The following is a 15381-nucleotide window of genomic DNA, read 5'->3' on the forward strand; positions in this document are numbered from 1 at the left end:
TCGGACGGCGGTGTACTTTTCCCCGACTCACCCGCGGTACAGCGTCTCCGGCCCGTGGTCGTCGACCCAGGCGAACGCGAACAGGCGCTTTGCGGGGAGTCGCTCCAGCGCGTCGCCCGCGTACGCTTCGCCGGTGTGGGCGGCCGGCTGGTCGACCGTCTCACCTGTCGCGCCGTCCCACAGCGCGCCGCCGCCCCGGAACCCGCCCCGGCGCGGTTCCCAGTCGTACCCGGGGTCGCGGAACGCGTGTATCCCGTCCGCCGTCGCGAACACGACGGCGTCGACGCCACCGGCGCCGACCGTCGCGACGCCACCCGCGTCGGTCGCCGCTCCCCGACCGTTCTCGTCCCCGTGCGTCTCCCCGTCGCGTCCGTCGAGCACCGGTACCGGGACGCCGACCGCGTCGCCGTCGCGTTCCAACCCCAGCACGACCGCTTTCGGGTCGAGCCAGTCGAGCGACCACTCCCGCTCGCCGCTCCCGTTGCCGCGGTGTGCGGCGAGGCCGAACCCCTCCGCCGCGAAGTACGCCTCGTACGGACTGGTGTCGTAGTCGATGCTCGCCGGGGCGTCGTCGTCGCTCGCGGCCTCGCTCTCGCCGCCCGGCGGCGCCATCACGACACCGTCTCGGTAGCGCTCGCGGAACCGGCGCATCGAGTACACGGGCGCCGGGAGGACAGATAGCGAGGCGCCGGCCAGCTCGCCCGCGATGGCCTCCCCGAGCGACTGCTTCCACTCGCTGTCGGTCTCCCGGTCGTACATCACCAGGTCGTCGTCGGCCAGTTTCCCGGAGACGCCGAACTCCAGCGTCCGGTCGCCGACGCGGCGGTCGTAGACGACCGCGCTCCCGCACAGGGGGCACCACGTCACCGCGACCGGTCGGCCGGCGACGACGTCGTTGACGATTTCGTGGTAGTCGAGGGAGCGGACCGGGTACGCGCGCGCCGCGGCCGCCCTCTCCCCCTCGTCCGCCCACTCCGGTTCGACGACGAGCACCTCGTCGTCCGGGGCGCCGTCGTACTCGTCCGCGGAGCGGAACGACGGTTCCTCGACGGAGGGGATGGCGTCCCGTGGAATCACCCGCCGGACGGTCATCGCTCCCGCGACAGCACGAACGTCACGCGCTCCTTCCCGCTCCCCTGCGTCGTCCGGCCCGTCACCTCCACCGGGCCGAGGTAGCCCGTCCCCGAGACGTGCGTCCCCGCGCAGGCCGTCCGGTCGAACGGGTCGTCCTCGTCGCCGATTTCGACGATGCGTAGCTCCGCGATGGAGTCGGGTAGCAGGTCGATGCGGGTGCGCTGGGTGTCGAGTTCCGCCTCGGCGCGCTCCCGGTCCATCGTGTAGTGACGCACCGGGAGGTCCTCGTCGACCAGGTCGTTCATGCGCGCCTCCACGTCCGCGAGGTCGGTCTCGGAGAACTTGGGGTAGCGCGCGTCGAGGCGTGCGTGGTCCGCGTACAACTGGTTTCCGACCGTCTCGGCCTCGAACTCGTCGAGGAGGACAGCAGAGAGGAGGTGCTGGGCGGTGTGGTAGCGCATGTGCGCCGACCGCCGCCCCCAGTCGAGTTCCCCCGTCACCGCCGTCCCCTCCGCGGGGACCGTCCCGTCGACGCCGTGGTAAACGGTGTCCTTCTTGGTCACGGCGGTGACGCGCGCCTCGCCGCCGTCGAACCGGAGCGTCCCCGTGTCGTGCGGCTGACCGCCGCCGGTCGGGTAGAAGTGGGTCCGGTCGAGCACGACCCGGTCGTCTAACGCCCGCTCGACGGTCGCCTCGAACTCCCGGACCGAACTGTCCGCGAGGTAGAGCTGGTCGGTCACGTCGGAGGTACGCACCGGCGCGTACTTAGCGGTTGGTTCCGCGGCGGAGCGACCCGGCGGACGTCCTCCCGAGCGCCCGCCTCGCCGGAGTCCGTCGGTTCACCACGGTTTCGCTCCGTTGTTCCCCCGCCCGCGTCGCCGTTAGCCTTGTCGTAACGCCTAAGAACGAAACACACGTCATTTCGCGTAATGAGAACGACACGCCTCTCTCTCGGACCGGGCGGACAGCGGAGGTGGGACCCGTGGGCGTCGAGATAAAGGGGTCGCAGGTGACCGACGAGGAGTTCGCGGAGATGAAGCGGTTCGTCCGCGAGTACCTCGCGGCCTCCGTCGAGAGCGAGGACGACGGCGGGCGGATGCGGTGGTACCCGTGGCACTCCGCGGAGTACCGGTTCAACCACATCCTCAACGTCGTCGACCTCGCGGAGCGCATCGCCGACCGCGAGGGCGGCGACGCCGACGTGGTGCGCGTGGCTGCGGTGTTCCACGACGTGGCGAAACTGGAGGCCGAACAGGACGCGCACGCCGACGAGGGCGCGCGCGTCGCCCGCGAGTTCCTCACCGCGCACGGCGACTACCCCGACTCGTTCGTCGACGAGGTGTGTACGGCCGTGACGGAACACTCCTACCAGGGGCCGCTGTCGGACCTCCCGCTGGAGACGCGCTGTCTCATCGAGGCGGACCTGCTCGACAAGATCGGCGCGAACGGCACCGCGCTGATGCTCCTTCGCATGGGGTACGAGGCGCGCACGCACATGGACACGGCCCGGATGGTCCAGCGGGTGTACGAGCGCGGAGAGGACCACGTCGCCCGCGTCGAGTCGGACACCGCGGAGTCCATCGCACACGAACGACTCAAGCGGGTACGGTGGTTCCGCGAGTGGCTGGAGGAGGAGGTGGCTGGCATGGAGTGGGAACCCGACGATCTCGGCGGGAACTGACCGGTCGATTCGACGACGGCTCCGGCTGGGGCCGCCGTCTCAGACGGTATCGAGCACGCCGATGACGCGCTCTTCGGCCTCGCGGTCGGGGCCCTGCTCGCGTCCGTCGCGGTCGGCGTCGCGGTGCTCCGCCAGCGTCCGCTCCATCGCCTCGCGGAGCGGCGTCGACTCCCACCCGAGCGCCGCCAGTTTGTTCGTGTCGAGCACGTGCGGGTACTCCCGGTACAGCGGGAAGTCCGTCGTCGAGAGGTCGACGGTCGACAGTTCGCGGTCGCTGGCGTGGACCACCTCGCAGTCGGTGTCGAGCGCCTCGGCGACCAGGTCGACCGTCTCCTCCAGCGTGACGAGGCGGCGGTCGCCGACGTTGTACGCCTCGCCGGGGGCGCCGTCCTCGGCGACGACGCGGAGCGCGCGCGCGACGTCCTCGACGTACGCCCGGTGCCAGAGGTTCGTCCCGTCGCCGGGGACGACGACCCGGTCGTACGCCTCCACCCGGTCGAGCCAGTAGTCGAGTCGCTCGGTGTAGTCGTGGGGACCGTAGACGATACACGGCCGGACGGACATCGCGTTCACGCCGTCCGCGGCCGCCGCGGCCACCACCCGGTCTCCCTCGGCCTTGCGCGGGCCGTACGTCTCCATCGAGTCGTCCGTCGCCTGCTCGGCGGTGCAGTCGCACAGCGCGGTCTCGTCCTCGCGTTTGGGTATCTCCTCGGCCGCGTAGGCGCTCCCCGAGGAGACGTACACGTAGCCGTCGACGTCGGCGAACACGTCCACCGCCGTCTCCACCTCGCGCGGTTCGTACGCCACGCAGTCGATTACGAGGTCCGGCTCGACCGACAGGCTCGCCGCCCGGAGGTCGGTCTCGTCCGTCCGGTCGCCCTCGACGTGCGTCACGCCCTCGCGGTCGGCGAACGGGTTCTCGTGGTTCCCGCGGTTGAAGATGCTCACGTCGTAACCGTGCTCCAGCAGGTCCTCGACGACGTGTCTGCCGATGAATCGGGTACCGCCGACGACGAGCGCGGTGTCGCTCATGCTCGCTGGTCGTCCGGCGCGGTCGAAAAGCCGGCGGTCCGCGGGTCGATTGCCGCGGCCCGGTCCGTCGGGAGCGGCGCGGCCGCTCGGGTCGCGTGCCACCGGGTCGGCCGCGGTCAGTCGCCGCCGGTCAGTGCGTCGACGACGCGCTCCTCGGTCTCCCGGTCGAGCGCGTCGTCGGGACCGGTCACGCCGGCGTCGACGTGCGCCTCGGCCGTCCGCGCGACGGCCTCGTCCCGGGGGGTGGACTCCCAGCCGAGCGTGGCGAGTTTCTCCGTCGAGACGACCGCCGGGGCGGGCGTGTACAGCGGGAAGTCGGACGGGTCGACGCCGCGTGCGGCCAGTTCCCGCCCGCTCGCGTGGACCGCCTCGTAGTCGGTGTCGAGCGCCTCGGCGACCAGGTCGAGCGACCGCTCCAGCGAGACGGTGTTCCGGTCGGCGGCGTTGTACGCCTCGCCGGGGGTGCCGTCCTCGGCGACGACGCGGAGCGCGTGCGCGACGTCCTCGACGTACGCCCGGTGGAGCAGCGACCCGCCGTCGCCCGGCACCAGTACGCGGTCGTACTCCCCGACGCGGTGCACCCAGTAGCCGAACCGCTCGGTGTAGTCGTGGGGGCCGTAGACGAGCATCGGGCGGACCGACATCGCCTCGACGCCGTCGGCGGCCGCGTCGAACACCGCGCGGTCGCCCTCGGCCTTGCGCGGGCCGTACGTCTCCACCGAGTCGTCGTCCTCCTGGTCGGGGTCGCACGGGTGGAGGGGGGTCTCGTCCTCGCGCATCGGCACGTCGTCGCCGGCGTAGGCGCTCCCCGAGGAGACGTACACGTAGCGCGCGTCGGCGAACACGTCGGTCGCGGTGCGGACCTCGCCGGGGTGCATCGCGACCGTGTCGACGACGACGTCCGGGTCGGACGCGTCCCGCGCGCGTTCGAGCGCGTCGCGGTCGGTCCGGTCGCCCTCGACGCGCGAGACGTTCGCGCGGTCGGCGAAGGGGTCCTCGTGAGCCCCGCGGGTGAGCGTGGTGACCGCGTAGCCGGCGCCGAGAAAGTCTTCCACCGCGTGGCGACCGATGAACCGGGTACCGCCGACGAACAGGGCTGACTCCATGGGCGGTCGGTCGGCGACGGCGGGGAAGAAGGTGGGGATCGCGGTCGTCGGGCCGTCGGTCCGGCTCAGATGATCTGGGACCAGATGGGTTCGACGACGAAGAACAGCGACTGGAACCCGGCGTACAGCACCACCAGCGCGGACGCGAAGAGCGCGCTGTTCGGCCGTTCGAGTTCCATCCCGTTTCGGGCCTCGACCTGTCGCGCCTCGAACTCGAAGAAGTCCGAGATGACCATGCCGAGCACGAGCACTGACAGGACCATGCCGCCGTGCGGGTGGACGACGAGGTACGCGAACGAGAGGAGGACGAGCAGCACGTTCATCGCCTCGTGGGGGAGGTACCGCGAGAGGGGCTCGTCGCCGTCGTTCTCGTCCGCCTCCTCGGCGTACGAGCGCTGTGCGAGCACGCGCGTCTCGAGGTTCACCAGTACCAGCGCCATGATGACGAACGGTAGGGCCCCCGCGACGGACTCCAGCGCCCCCAGCGGGACGAGGAACTCCAGCGGTAGCGGTTGCATACTGGACCCTCGGACCACGACTCATTAGTAGCTTTCCAATCGGCGGTGGACTCACCGCCTCCCGGTCGGTCGGTCGCGGCGCTCGCCGTCCGGTCGTCGGCCGGCGCGGCGCCGCTCGCCCGACCGTCGGTCACCGCGACCGGGGGAGCGCGCCGGCCTCGAACAGTTCGACGCTCCCCTCGGCGCGGACGTCGAGCGTCGTGCCGGGCGGCACCGTCCGCACGACTCGGTCGTCGGCGACGAGCGACACCTCGCTGTCGTCGCGTTCGACGCGGAGGCTCGCCGCCCCGCCGACGACCCGCGCGTCGGTCCGGGTCGCGAACGGCGAGACGGGCACGACGGAGAGTCCCGTCCCGGGCGCGAGCAACGGCCCGCCCGCGGCGCGGGCGTAGCCGGCGCTCCCCAGCGGCGTCGCCACCACCACCCCGTCGGCGCGGAACCCGTCCAGCCGCTCGCCGCCGGCGTACACGGAGTACTCGGAGATGCCCGCCGGTTCGTTCGTCATCAGGCTCGCGTCGAAGAGCGCGCGCGCGACCCGCTCGCCGCCCGTGCGGACGACCAGCAGCGGGTGGTCGACCGTCCGCCCCCCGTCGGACGCGAACGCGTCGAGCGCTGCGTCGAGGTCGGCCGCCCGGACGGCGTGCTCGCTCGTCCCGGCGTCGACCGGAACCAGCGGCGCGGCCGGGTCCGCCAGCGCCGCGTCCACGAGCGCTCGCTCGCCGACCGTCACGAGCGCGTCGATGCCGGGTGCGTCGGGCGCGACGACCGTCCACCCGGCGCCCTCGACGGTCCGCCGAACCGCCGCGTCGTCACCCGTAACCGCCACCCGGAGGTCGGTCATCGTCCGGGGTTCTCCCCCGGCGGACTTAACGGCCGTGGGTCGGTTCGCCGCCGCGAACGGGGCGGCGTGCCGTCTGCCGAGTACCGGACGCGCGGGACGGACGAGGAGGGGTCGGCCACCGAGTCGAGCGGTGTGCGAGTCGACTCACCGCGCCTACCGCGCGACCCGGACGAACTCGTAGGCGTACACCCAGTTGAGCATCACGTACGTCACGACGCCGAGGGTCAACGAGAGTATCCACGTCCCGGCGGCGACGCGGCCGACGCGCCGGTGGGGCGTCTCGGTCCGCAACTCCGCGGGCGTGTGCGTGACGCCGAGCACGAGGGCGTACAGCACCACCGGGACGGCGACGACGGAGAGGACGATGTGGACCGCGAGCATGAGGAGGTAGCCGAGTTCGACCGTGCCCGCGTACGCCCCGAGGAACGCCGTCTCGCGGATGACGATGTGTTTCTCGCCGGGACCGCCGCCGACTTTCGCGAGGTAGAGGACGAGAAACAGCACGATGAGGCCGAACGACGCGCTCATCGCGGCGGCGTGCTTGCGCACCTCTCCGCGGCGAATCCACCGCCAGCCGAGCACGAGCAGCACCGTCGTCACCGTGTTCACGGCGGCGATGGCGTGGCTGAGGAGGTTCACCTGCGCCTCGGTGAGCGAGGGGAACACCGACCCCGGGACGACGCCGGCGAACGTCCCGAGTACGAGCGCGTACCCGACGACCGACAGCACCGCGACGGTGGCGCGCGGGTGCTCTTTCATCGCCCGGAACGCCCCGGAGGCGTCGGCAGTTGCCATGGCCGGTCGTTGGCGACGACCGGTCTTGCGTCTTCGGGTTCGCGGCTCGCACGCTGCACGGCGAACGGGTCTACGCGCCGCGGTCGCTCCCAACACTTACCGTCCTCTCGTCGCTCGGTCGTGTATGGTCACCGACGCGTCGCGCTCGGCCGTCGACGACGCGCTCGCACGCCTCCGCGACGAGTGGGGGGTGTTTCCCCTGGAACGGAAGGAGTGGGACGTCTCCCCCGACGACTGGGACCGCGACCGGGAGCGGTTCGACGCCGGCACCGTCGGCGGCGCGGGCGCGTGGGTCCGTCGCGGCGACGGCCGTGCGCTCGTGGTGCGTCACGAGGGCGACACCGCGTGGTCGGAACCGGGGGGGAAGCAGGAACCCGGCGAGTCGCTCGCCGAGACGGCCGTGCGCGAGACGCGCGAGGAGGCGAGCGTCGCCGTCGAACTCGCGGGCGTCCTGACGGCACACCGAATCGTCGTCCGCGCTCCCGACCGCTCCGCGCTCCACCGCCTCATCGCGATATTCGACGCCGAGTACGCCGGCGGCGAGGCGGACCCGCGCGACGGGGAGATTGCGGCCGTCCGGTGGGTCGCCGACCACCCGGACGACCTGCTGTACCCCGAAGTCGCCGAGTATCCGCTGTGACCCGTCGGGTGACACCCCTCCCCGGCCCCCGACGGGGAAAGACATACAACGCGATGCGACCCACTCGTCCCCGTGTCGTCCCTCCGGCGTCCCGCCCGTCTCCCGCTCCTCGCCCGCGAGCCATGAGCGGCGTGCCGCTCTCGGCCGTCGCGGCGTGGATGCTCGACTGGTGGGAACTGTGGACGCTCATCGTCGCGGGTCTGCTCGGCGTCCACATCGCCCCGCGAGTCGTCGCACGGACCCAGCGGGTCCGCCCCCTGCCCGCTCCCGTCGCCGACGCCGTCGCGGCGGTCGGCGTCCCCGCCGACCGGGTCGCCGTCGTCGACACCGACGACCGGGTCGTCGCGTACGCGGCCGGGCTCTCGCCCCGGTACGGCCGGGTGTTCGTCTCGACGGGTCTCCTCGACGCGCTCCCGCCCGCGGAGGCGGCGGCGGTCGTCCGCCACGAGTACGGCCACCTCGCGCGCAGACACGTCCCGCTGCGCGTCGGCGTCCCCTGCGCGTACGCCGTCGCGTGGGCCGTCGACGCGACCCTCTACGGCGCCGCGGGGCTGTGGACGGGCGCGGCGCTCGCGCTCCCGCTCGCGTACCTCTCGGTCCGGGTCGCGCGCTGGACGGAGTTCGACGCCGACGCGTTCGCCGCCCGGGCCGCGGGCGACGCGTTCGCGGCCGCGCTCGCGCGCCTGGCCGAGACTGGTCACCTCCCGGACGACGACGCCGGACCGCTCGCGCGCCTCTCGATGCACCCGGCGCTGGCGGCCCGGCTGGCGCGACTCGACGCCGCCCAGCGGGACGCCCCGCGCGCCGGGACGGGCGAGCGCGCCGACTGAACGCGCCCGGTCCCGGCGCTCGCCCGCTCCCCGGTGTCGGCCCGCTCAGACGACGCCCGTGAACGACGCCACCTCGCGGGCGGCCGACTCGCTCATCCCGTCGCCGAGGATGGTGTAGCGGTCGCGAATCTCGTGGGCGGTGGTGAGCGCCTCGACGACCGTCTCCTCGTCGACGCCGAGGTCCGCCGCCGTCGTCGGCGCGCCGAGGTCCGCGAGCGCGTCCCGGATGGCGCGCCACTGCCCCTTCTCGCCGGTGTGGAGGAACTCGGTCATGATGGAGCCGACGCCGGCCTGGTGGCCGTGGAGCGCCGCGCCGGGCGCCAGCCGGTCGAGTTGGTGCGAGAAGAGGTGTTCCGCGCCCGACGCCGGCCGCGAGGACCCCGCGATGGACATGGCGACGCCCGAGGAGACGAGCGCCTTCGAGACGACCCACGCCGACTCCTCCAGCCCAGGCTTGATGGAGTCAGCGTTGTCGACGAGCATCTCGGCGGTCATCTCGGCGAGCGCACCGGCGTACTCGCTGTACTCGACGTTCTTCAGCCGGCGGGCCAGCCGCCAGTCCTTGACCGCCGTGTAGTTGGAGATGATGTCCGCACAGCCCGCGGTCGTGAGGTCCCACGGCGCGTCGGCCATGATCTCGGTGTCGGCGACCACCGCGAGCGGCGGGTCGGCCGCGACCGAGTGGCGGCTGTCGCCCTCCGGGATGGACGACCGCCCGGAGACGATGCCGTCGTGGCTCGCCGCCGTCGGGACGGAGACGAAGCCGACGCCGAGTTCGTCGGCGGCCATCTTCGCGATGTCGATGGGCTTGCCGCCGCCGAGCGCGACGAGGTACGTCGCGCCCGCGGCCTCCGCGGCTTCCACGACGCCCGCCACCTCGGCGAAACTGGCCGACTCGACCGTCGTACTCGCCGCGCCGTCGAACTGCGCGCGGAGTCGGTCGCCGGCGATGGCGTCGGGCGTCGGGCTCGTGACGAGCAGCGGCCGGCCCGCCAGCGACAGTTCCGCCACCGCGTCCCCCACCTCGTCGAGCACCCCGTGTCCGACGAGGACGTTCCGCGGGAGCTTTATCCACGTCGTCTTCCCGAACATGCCACTCGAATCGCCGCGCCGGGGCAAAGGGCTTCCCATGTAAACGCAACTGGACACTACACCTGTCCCCCTCTGTCCGATAGAGGCTGCATGGCAGTCCGCTCGACGCTCCGTCGTCCAATCGACTGGTTCCTCGTCACCGGGAAACGACGCGTCGTCGCGCTCGCCCTGTTCGTCTTGGTGTGTGTCGTCCTCGTCGTCCTCGGCGTGCTCGCGCCGGGCGGGATGCGCGACCTGTTGAACGAGCAGAACACGGTCGAAACACTGTTCAACACGCTGTTGAGCGGTATCATCCTGCTCGTCTCCGTCGTCGTCTCGGTCAACTCGCTGGTGGTCTCCCAGGAGTTGACGCCCATCGGCGACCAGTACGACCGCATCTCCGACTCGTGGGAGTTCCGTCAGCGGACCGCCTCCGAGTTCGGGTCGACCGAGTCGGCGGCGCGGCCGAACGTGTTCCTCATGTCGCTCGTAGACGGGATTCGCGAACGACTCGACGCCATCGACGTCCCGGACGAACTCGACGACGAAGTCCACCAGGACTTCGAGGAGTTCGTCGAGGGGACTCACGGGGCGCTCGACCACACGGACGATTTGCTCGACTCCGAGACCGGGTCGTTCGCGGTCACGCTGTTCAGCCCGGCGTACGACCCCACGGAGTTCATCGAGGAGGCGCGCCTCCTCCGGCGATACGACGCCGACCTCTCGGAAGACGCGAAGGAGCGCATCAACGAGGTGGTGGACGCGCTCCAGTACCTCGCCACCGCGCGGGAGTACTTCAAGACCATCTACTACAAGCGGGAGTTCTCGTACCTCTCGCGGGACCTGCTGTACACGGGGCTACCGTCCATCCTGTTCATCTCGTACGTCCTGCTCGCGGTCAACGCGGAGTCGTTCGCGGGGACGACGCTCGGCATCGCCAACCTCGTGTTGTTCCTCGGGGTGGCGTACGCCGTCGCGCTGACGCCGTTCATCGTGCTCACCGCCTACGTCCTGCGGACGGCCGTCGTCGCCGAGCAGACGACCGCCTCGGGCGGGTTCATCATCGGCGAGCGGAGCCACCAGCCGCTCTCGGAGGCGCGTACGCCCGCCTCGCAGCGGTCGGGACCGGAGGGAGCGGACGACTAACCGCGTCCACACGCAACGGAGTCCGGAACCGTTTTGCTTAATGTGTCGTAATCAATTAACACATCTGTAACGGTCCCACGTGGATTACCCCCTATGAAACTCCGGCCGTTCCTCAGACGCCCCCTCGACTGGTTTCTCATCACCGGGAAGCGACGCGTCGTCGCGCTCGTCCTGTTCGCGCTGACGTGTCTGTTCCTCGTCGTCCTCGGCGTGCTCGCACCGGGTGGGATGCGCGACCTGCTGAACGAGCAGAACACGGTCGAAACACTGTTCAACACGCTGTTGAGCGGCATCATCCTGCTCGTCTCCGTCGTCGTCTCGGTCAACTCGCTGGTGGTCTCCCAGGAGTTGACGCCCATCGGCGACCAGTACGACCGCATCTCCGACTCGTGGGAGTTCCGTCAGCGGACCGCCTCCGAGTTCGGGTCGACCGAGTCGGCGGCGCGGCCGGGTGTGTTCCTCATGTCGCTCGTAGACGGGGTCAGGGAACGACTCGACGCCATCGACGTCCCGGACGAACTCGACGACGAAGCCCGCCAGGACTTCGAGGAGTTCGTCGAGGGGACTCACGGGGCGCTCGACCACACGGACGACCTGCTCGACTCCGAGACCGGGTCGTTCGCGGTCACGCTGTTCAGCCCGGCGTACGACCCCACGGAGTTCATCGAGGAGGCGCGCCTCCTCCGGGGATACGACGTCGACCTCTCGGAAGACGCGAAAGAGCGCATCGACGAGGTGGTGGACGCGCTCCAGTACTTCGCCACCGCGCGGGAGTACTTCAAGACCATCTACTACAAGCGGGAGTTCTCGTACCTCTCGCGGGACCTGCTGTACACGGGACTGCCGTCCATCCTGTTCATCTCGTACGTCCTGTTGGCCGTGAACGCGGAGTCGTTCGCGGGGACGACGCTCGGCATCGCCAACCTCGTGCTGTTCCTCGGGGTGGCGTACGCCGTCGCGCTGACGCCGTTCATCGTGCTCACCGCCTACGTCCTGCGGACGGCGATCATCTCCGAGCAGACGACCGCCTCGGGCGGGTTCATCATCGGCGAGCGGAGCCACCGGCCGCTCTCGGAGGCGCGTACGCCCGCCTCGCAGCGGTCGGGACCGGAGAGCGCGGACGACTGACTCCCGCCCGAGTCACGCGAGTGCGCCGAGCGTCCCGGCGGCGTCGAGCAGGAACGCGACGCCGAACCCGCCGAGGACGAGCGCGGACAACGCCGCCACGACGGGCGCGAGCGCCTCCACTCTTCGGCGCGCGCCCGCCAGCGCCGTCGGGAACCCCGTCACCCACAGGCCGATGCCGCCGAAGAAGCCGACGAGCAGCGCCGGACTCCCCGTCTCGACGACCAGTTCGCCCGCGAGGCCCGCCACTCCGGCCTCCGCGAACACGTCGACCCGCCCGGGTCTGAGCAGGCCGACGCCGACGGTGAGCCAGAACAGCAGCTGGTACGGGTTCGTCAGCGCGAGCACGAACGCCTTGCGGAAGCCCGCGGACGCCTCCACGGCCGGGTCGGGGTCGAGGAACGACCCGCGGACCTCGCGGGTCGCCCCGTACGCGTAGTACAACATCAACAGTCCGCCGACGCCGACCATCCCGCCCCGGACGAGCGGGTAGCGCTCCACGACGCTCACGACGCCGACGAGCGCCAGCACGAAGAAGGTGAAGTCGGCCGCCGCCGCACCGAGACCGGCGCGGATGCCGGCGACCCGACCGCGGACGACGCTCTCCTCCGCGATGACGGCGTTCATCGGTCCCGGCGGAGCGGCGAGCGCGAGGCCGAAGACGACCCCGGCGGCGACGGTGACGGGGAGGGTTGCCACGTCGGGGCGGAGGCGGACGCCGGTGTTAAGCGCCGCGGTGGGCGTCCCGGGAACGACCCGCGGTCGGCGTCGGTCGGCACCGTCCGCGGAGGCACGGACTCACGCCAGCGCGAGCACCGCGTCCGATGCGGCGCCCACGACCGTCTCCCACACGGAGAATCCGGTGACCATCGCGAGCAGGGTGTCGGCGCCGAAGAAGGCGAACAGGGCGGCGCCCGCGAGGTGGGCTTTCCGCACGTCGAAGCTGTGGGAGAACCGGTGGAAGACGTACGCGTTCGCCAGGCTCACGGGGACGATGACGAGCATCTCGCCCGCCCAGATGGCCGACGTGGCACCGTACTGTGCGGCCAGCGAGATGGTGACGAGTTGCGTCTTGTCGCCGAACTCGCCGGCGGCCATCATCGCGAAGATGGAGAGGTAGCTCCCGAGCGTCCCCGAGAACTCGCGGCCGAGCACGGTGACCTCGCCCGCGACGTCGGGGACGAGCGCGTTTCCGCCGTCCGTCTCGGCGGCGTGCGCGCCGGCCCCCTTCGCCGGCGCCGAGCGGAGCAGCAGGACCGCGAACATCAGGAACATCGCCGCGGTGAACGCGTCGAGCAGGAACGGCGAGAGCGCCCGCTGGATGGCGGCACCGAACGCGACCTCCAGGGCCGTCCACCCGGCGAACGCGCTACCGGCGGCGGCGACGACGACCGCCGGTCGGTACCGCGTCGAGAGGCCCGCGATGATGAACTGGACCTTCTCGCCGGGCAGCACGGCGAGTTGTGCGACCGCTGCCACGACGAGGATTTCGACGTATCCGGTCACGCGCCGCTCGTCCCCTCGTCCACCGAACCGCCGTTGTCCCTGATGGCCTCGGCGGCGCGCACGCGCACGGACGCCGCCACCCGCTCGGGCAGGCTCTGCTCGTCGCCGTTCGCGACGACGGTCACCATCCCGAACGGCGCGACGTCGACCACCTCGACGACGGTCCCCGGAGTGATACCGGCGCGTTCGAGGTACTCCAGTTCGTCGTCGTCGCGGTCGCTCACGCGGGCGATGACGACCCGGTCGCCCACCGCCGCGTCGCTCAGCGGCCAGGAGTCGTCGCCGTTCGGCGGTTCGAGGTCGACGCCGGGGATGGGGTCGCCGTGGGGGTCGACCGCCGGGTCGCCCAGCGCCTCCGCGACCCGGCGCTCGAACGCCTCGCTGATGTGGTGTTCGAGCGCGTCCGCCTCCTCGTGGACCTCGCTCCAGGAGTAGTCGAGGTGTTCGGCGAGGTACGCCTCGATGAGACGGTGGTGGCGGATGACCTCCAGCGCGACGGTCCGCCCCTCGTCGGTGAGTTCGACGCCCTTGTACTTCTCACGCTCGACGAGGCCCCGTTCGGCCAGTTTCTCGAGCATGCTCGTCACGGTGGGCGGGGTCTTGCCCAACCGCTCGGCGATGGCGGAGGTCGACACCGGCGCTCCGTCCTCGGACTCGAGGACGTAGATGGCCTTCAGGTAGTCCTCCATCACGTCGCTCAGCATCTCGTCCGGGATTAGACGGTGCTAATCCTTATAGTCGGCGGGTCGAACGCGGCGCGCTAGACGCCCTGACCCATCAGGTGGCTCCGGAGCACGTCGGGCGTCTTCACGCCGGCGTCCGGGTTCACCACGACGACGCCGTCGTCGTCGTCGAACCGGCCGGCGTCCGCGAGTCGCCACGCGCCCGCGAGCGCGACGCCGCCCGCACCGCCCACCTCCATCGCCGTCGACTGCGCCGCCGTGACCGCGCTCTCCAGGGCGTCGTCGTCACTCACGGTGAGCGCGTCGCCGCCCGCCGTCTCGAGCGCCCCGAGCGCGAGGTGGCCGCCGACCGGCGCCTCGATCTCGAGTTCGCCCACGATGGTGTCTGGCGTCTCCCACGGCTCGACGGCGTCCGCGCCCGCCTCCCACGCCGCCGCGACGGGCGCACACCCCTCCGGCTGGACCGCGTAGACGGGCGGGACGGCGTCGGCGACGCCCGCGTCGCGGAGTTCGCGGAACCCCTTGACGACCCCGACGAGGAGTTCGCCCGTCCCCACGGGGAGCACCACCGCGTCGGGCGTCCCCCGTTCGGCGTGCAGTTCGAACGCGAGCGTCTTCGCCCCCTCGTGGCGGTACGGCGTGGTGAACTCCTGGAGCGAGTGGTAGTCGGTCTCCAACTGCTCGTCGACGGCCGCGGCGGCGTCGCCGTACCGCCCGCCGACGACGCGCATCTCGCCGCCGTGGACGTTCACCATCGCCTTGTTCGAGAACGCCGTCCGCGAGGGGACGAACGCGTACGACCGGAGGCCCGCGAGGCCGGCGTACGCGGCGGCCGACTGGCCGGCGTTGCCCGCGGCCGCGAGCGCGAGCGGTTCGACCCCGCGCTCGGCGGCGGCCGTCGCCGCGAGGCTCATCCCGCGGTCGATGAACGTCCCCGTGGGGTTGCGCCCCTCGTCTTTCAGTTCGACCGACTCGACGCCCAACTCGGCCGCGAACGCGTCCGCCCGGACGAGCGGCGTGGCCCCCTCGTTCGCGGTGAGACCGGCGTCCGCCGAGAACGGGAGTAGCGCGTCGAATCGCCAGTGTCCCGGGCCGTCGCCCGCGAGCGGCGCGTCGGCGCCGAGGGCCCCGAGCGCGTCGTAGTCGTACGTCGGGTCCAGCGGGCCGTCGCACGCCGGACAGCGACCGTGCTCGTCCGCGTCGAACGACTCCCCGCAGGCCGTACACGTCAGCCCCCGGAACGCCTCCGTCGTCTCCATGGGCGGCCCGACGGTCCGCCCGCGCAAGGGTGTAGTGGTTTCCCGGCGGCCGGCGGCGCCGCGGGTACGCATTT

At 71.6% G+C, this 15381-nt stretch carries 17 protein-coding genes; 5 read left to right on the top strand and 12 right to left on the bottom strand.

Annotated features, from left to right (window positions below):
* Nucleotides 1–27 precede the first annotated feature (27 nt).
* Together AC6RUA_RS12640 and AC6RUA_RS12645 are read right to left on the bottom strand one after the other, a co-directional pair.
* Entirely contained in the window at nucleotides 28–1092 is a 1065-nt protein-coding gene (locus AC6RUA_RS12640) for a DUF3179 domain-containing (seleno)protein (RefSeq protein WP_499813359.1), read from the bottom strand.
* Nucleotides 1089–1814: an alanyl-tRNA editing protein gene (locus AC6RUA_RS12645; protein WP_499813360.1), complete on the bottom strand. Its 726-nt coding sequence runs from the start codon at nucleotides 1812–1814 to the stop codon at nucleotides 1089–1091. Before AC6RUA_RS12645 ends, AC6RUA_RS12640 begins: the two co-directional genes overlap by 4 nt.
* Before the next feature lie 242 nt (nucleotides 1815–2056).
* Between AC6RUA_RS12645 and AC6RUA_RS12650 the strand changes: the two genes are divergently transcribed.
* Nucleotides 2057–2755 carry an HD domain-containing protein gene (locus AC6RUA_RS12650; protein WP_499813361.1) on the top strand — a complete coding sequence of 233 codons (699 nt, stop codon included), beginning with the start codon at nucleotides 2057–2059 and terminating at the stop codon, nucleotides 2753–2755.
* A gap of 39 nt (nucleotides 2756–2794) precedes the next feature.
* Here the strand turns inward: AC6RUA_RS12650 and AC6RUA_RS12655 are convergent, their stop codons facing one another.
* The 5 genes from AC6RUA_RS12655 to AC6RUA_RS12675 form a co-directional block, all read right to left on the bottom strand.
* Nucleotides 2795–3787, bottom strand: coding sequence for an NAD-dependent epimerase/dehydratase family protein (locus AC6RUA_RS12655; protein WP_499813362.1), 993 nt, complete (start codon nucleotides 3785–3787; stop codon nucleotides 2795–2797).
* Nucleotides 3788–3903: 116 nt separating this feature from the next.
* Nucleotides 3904–4893: an NAD-dependent epimerase/dehydratase family protein gene (locus AC6RUA_RS12660; protein WP_499813363.1), complete on the bottom strand. Its 990-nt coding sequence runs from the start codon at nucleotides 4891–4893 to the stop codon at nucleotides 3904–3906.
* A gap of 65 nt (nucleotides 4894–4958) precedes the next feature.
* Nucleotides 4959–5411, bottom strand: coding sequence for a DUF7313 family protein (locus tag AC6RUA_RS12665; RefSeq protein ID WP_499813364.1), 453 nt, complete (start codon nucleotides 5409–5411; stop codon nucleotides 4959–4961).
* Between the two features lie 130 nt (nucleotides 5412–5541).
* A complete protein-coding gene (locus AC6RUA_RS12670; RefSeq protein ID WP_499813365.1) occupies nucleotides 5542–6252 on the bottom strand; it encodes an NAD(+)/NADH kinase in 711 nt (236 codons plus the stop codon).
* Between the two features lie 153 nt (nucleotides 6253–6405).
* Nucleotides 6406–7047, bottom strand: coding sequence for a DUF420 domain-containing protein (locus tag AC6RUA_RS12675; protein WP_499813366.1), 642 nt, complete (start codon nucleotides 7045–7047; stop codon nucleotides 6406–6408).
* Nucleotides 7048–7171: 124 nt separating this feature from the next.
* On the opposite strand from AC6RUA_RS12675, the gene AC6RUA_RS12680 reads away from it, so the two are divergent.
* Nucleotides 7172–7687: an NUDIX hydrolase gene (locus tag AC6RUA_RS12680; RefSeq protein ID WP_499813367.1), complete on the top strand. Its 516-nt coding sequence runs from the start codon at nucleotides 7172–7174 to the stop codon at nucleotides 7685–7687.
* Nucleotides 7688–7809: 122 nt separating this feature from the next.
* Nucleotides 7810–8517, top strand: coding sequence for a M48 family metalloprotease (locus AC6RUA_RS12685; protein ID WP_499813368.1), 708 nt, complete (start codon nucleotides 7810–7812; stop codon nucleotides 8515–8517).
* 45 nt (nucleotides 8518–8562) lie between these two features.
* Here the strand turns inward: AC6RUA_RS12685 and AC6RUA_RS12690 are convergent, their stop codons facing one another.
* Nucleotides 8563–9609, bottom strand: a complete 1047-nt coding sequence (locus tag AC6RUA_RS12690; protein ID WP_499813369.1) for an NAD(P)-dependent glycerol-1-phosphate dehydrogenase — start codon at nucleotides 9607–9609, stop codon at nucleotides 8563–8565.
* Between the two features lie 90 nt (nucleotides 9610–9699).
* On the opposite strand from AC6RUA_RS12690, the gene AC6RUA_RS12695 reads away from it, so the two are divergent.
* Both AC6RUA_RS12695 and AC6RUA_RS12700 read left to right on the top strand, forming a co-directional pair.
* Nucleotides 9700–10734 carry a DUF7972 family membrane protein gene (locus tag AC6RUA_RS12695; protein WP_499813370.1) on the top strand — a complete coding sequence of 345 codons (1035 nt, stop codon included), beginning with the start codon at nucleotides 9700–9702 and terminating at the stop codon, nucleotides 10732–10734.
* 93 nt (nucleotides 10735–10827) lie between these two features.
* Complete coding sequence (locus AC6RUA_RS12700) at nucleotides 10828–11862, top strand: DUF7972 family membrane protein (RefSeq protein ID WP_499813371.1); 1035 nt, start codon at nucleotides 10828–10830, stop codon at nucleotides 11860–11862.
* A gap of 12 nt (nucleotides 11863–11874) precedes the next feature.
* On the opposite strand, the gene AC6RUA_RS12705 is transcribed toward AC6RUA_RS12700, so the two are convergent.
* The 4 genes from AC6RUA_RS12705 to AC6RUA_RS12720 all read right to left on the bottom strand — a co-directional run bounded on the left by AC6RUA_RS12705 (nucleotide 11875) and on the right by AC6RUA_RS12720 (nucleotide 15307).
* Nucleotides 11875–12558: a LysE family translocator gene (locus tag AC6RUA_RS12705; protein WP_499813372.1), complete on the bottom strand. Its 684-nt coding sequence runs from the start codon at nucleotides 12556–12558 to the stop codon at nucleotides 11875–11877.
* 99 nt (nucleotides 12559–12657) lie between these two features.
* Nucleotides 12658–13365: a TMEM165/GDT1 family protein gene (locus tag AC6RUA_RS12710; protein ID WP_499813373.1), complete on the bottom strand. Its 708-nt coding sequence runs from the start codon at nucleotides 13363–13365 to the stop codon at nucleotides 12658–12660.
* Nucleotides 13362–14069, bottom strand: a complete 708-nt coding sequence (locus AC6RUA_RS12715; RefSeq protein WP_499813374.1) for a metal-dependent transcriptional regulator — start codon at nucleotides 14067–14069, stop codon at nucleotides 13362–13364. Before AC6RUA_RS12715 ends, AC6RUA_RS12710 begins: the two co-directional genes overlap by 4 nt.
* Before the next feature lie 56 nt (nucleotides 14070–14125).
* A complete protein-coding gene (locus AC6RUA_RS12720; protein WP_499813375.1) occupies nucleotides 14126–15307 on the bottom strand; it encodes a pyridoxal-phosphate dependent enzyme in 1182 nt (393 codons plus the stop codon).
* Nucleotides 15308–15381 lie beyond the last annotated feature (74 nt).

Source organism: Halorarum sp. SLYT50 (genome assembly GCF_059821265.1).